3 protein-coding genes are annotated in these 1,618 nt (G+C 42.3%); all 3 read left to right on the top strand.

Translation table 11 applies throughout. The features are described from left to right. Positions 1-114: 114 nt before the first annotated feature. The 3 genes from AC2VE5_RS27125 to AC2VE5_RS27115 all read left to right on the top strand — a co-directional run bounded on the left by AC2VE5_RS27125 (position 115) and on the right by AC2VE5_RS27115 (position 1,318). Positions 115-534, top strand: coding sequence for a siphovirus Gp157 family protein (locus tag AC2VE5_RS27125; RefSeq protein ID WP_486890640.1), 420 nt, complete (start codon positions 115-117; stop codon positions 532-534). Continuing rightward, complete coding sequence (locus AC2VE5_RS27120) at positions 531-839, top strand: hypothetical protein (RefSeq protein WP_486890639.1); 309 nt, start codon at positions 531-533, stop codon at positions 837-839. Before AC2VE5_RS27125 ends, AC2VE5_RS27120 begins: the two co-directional genes overlap by 4 nt. Positions 840-907: 68 nt before the next feature. Beyond that, a complete protein-coding gene (locus AC2VE5_RS27115) occupies positions 908-1,318 on the top strand; it encodes a DUF5895 domain-containing protein (RefSeq protein WP_486890638.1) in 411 nt (136 codons plus the stop codon). Positions 1,319-1,618: the final 300 nt, after the last annotated feature.

The following is a 1,618-nucleotide window of genomic DNA, read 5'->3' as shown; positions in this document are numbered from 1 at the left end:
CACACTGCAAGATAATTTCGGACTGGTAATGCCGCCATTTGAATGGAGCTTTAGGATTCATTAGAGGCAGGCAGAATTATTTTCTCTAGCAGCATTATTTTAGCCTACCATTTTTTGCAACACAACCCAATTTCTTGGGTAGCAGAGCAACTAAAGCTCGACTTAGAAATCTGGGAAGCTCGTCTTGAAAGCATCGTAGCGTTGCACTCCCAGGCGATCGAGAAGCGGCGCAACCAACTAAAGCAGCTTAAAGCTTACCTCCTGCGCCTGCACAACGTAGGACTATTGGGCGAACAAGTTTTTGGAGTCGAGCGTCGCATTGATTTCCAGAATAATCCTCCCTCGGTAGTCCTTTTAGTTGAACCTGAGCAACTACCACAGCAGTTTCAAGAGATCGCCGTCAGTGCTAAATCCAAGGACATTCTCGCGGCACACAAAGCCGGAATTGACGTAAGTGCGATCGCACAGATTGTTACAAGCAAGCACGTCCGCTTTCGCCACCTATCCACCAAATCTAAACGGAGTCAAAAATGAACGTATTAAGAAGCACGAACATCACGCTCACCCCTAGCAGCTATCTGCGCTGCCTCACCAATGAAAATCTAAGTACAGCTTCTCTATACCTGCATGGAGAAGATGAGTCTTTTTGCATTGCCTTTAGTCCCGAAAACCTACCAGCGCTGGAAACGTTGGTTGCAGCATTACGGGAATTGAAAGTCAAGTTGCAGCAATCTAAATTAGAAGATTTGCAGCACCAAATTAATCTGCTAACTAATACCTGTAACGGCAAGTCAAAAGGTCACAATGTGCTAACAACCGTTACATTAAGCGACTTCTAGCTCGTCTCCACATCACCACCGAAGTGCGCTAACGCGCCTAAGTGGTGATGTTATTTTATGGTCTATCTATGGATTTAGCACAATTTCAATCTCCAGATTTTACAGGTGTTATCAGTTCCAGAGCGATTTGTCAGATACTCAATGATAAATCGCCCTCAACAGTGGGATTATTCGTTAAGAGCAAAACCCTAGAACTTATCGGCTGGGAAGGCATTACTCCCAACTACGAACACACATTCTCTAGCGGCGCTGTGGAGCCTGGTATCCTTTATAAATCGCCCAAAATGCACATCCTAGCCGTTTCTCCTAGATTTTTAGAATTGCGGGAGACAAAAGAAATTGTAGGAAACTACGAAACTCCAGAAGGACGCAAACTTTATACAGAACTTAACGACGCTGTAACCTTGCGGAGCTTTTATATGCTCTACTTGGTTGGAGAGAAAAACGAAACTCTGCATAACCCTCTTTTGTCACTCTGAGTAAGGAAAAAACAAACTAAAACTTGAAAAAGCTTGTAATGTAAAGCTTTTAAACTTTATTTTCTCACATCAGACTTCCTTTGTAGTCATTTTGCCAAAATCCTGAGCTAAAGCAGGTTCTAGATTTTACTCTCCTGAAAGTGACAAAAGAGGGATGACAAGCAATTCTGGTGTAAGCTGATAGACATTTAACTTGTAAGAACTTTATTTCCTTTATTACGGAGCTTTCTATTCCAATTAATTACTAACTCACCATCATTTAATAACCTGTGTAGCAGATCTTTAAGTTGAGTTACAGAC

This window comes from Aliterella sp. E5.1 (assembly GCF_057473825.1).
The sequence above is the reverse complement of the archived record's forward strand: the minus strand, read 5'-3'. Positions and strand labels throughout refer to the sequence as shown.

Coding starts and splice junctions, on each gene's coding strand:
- AC2VE5_RS27115 (WP_486890638.1), top strand. CDS start 908: ATGGATTTAGCACAATTTCAATCTCCAGATTTTACAGGTGTTATCAGT.
- AC2VE5_RS27120 (WP_486890639.1), top strand. CDS start 531: ATGAACGTATTAAGAAGCACGAACATCACGCTCACCCCTAGCAGCTAT.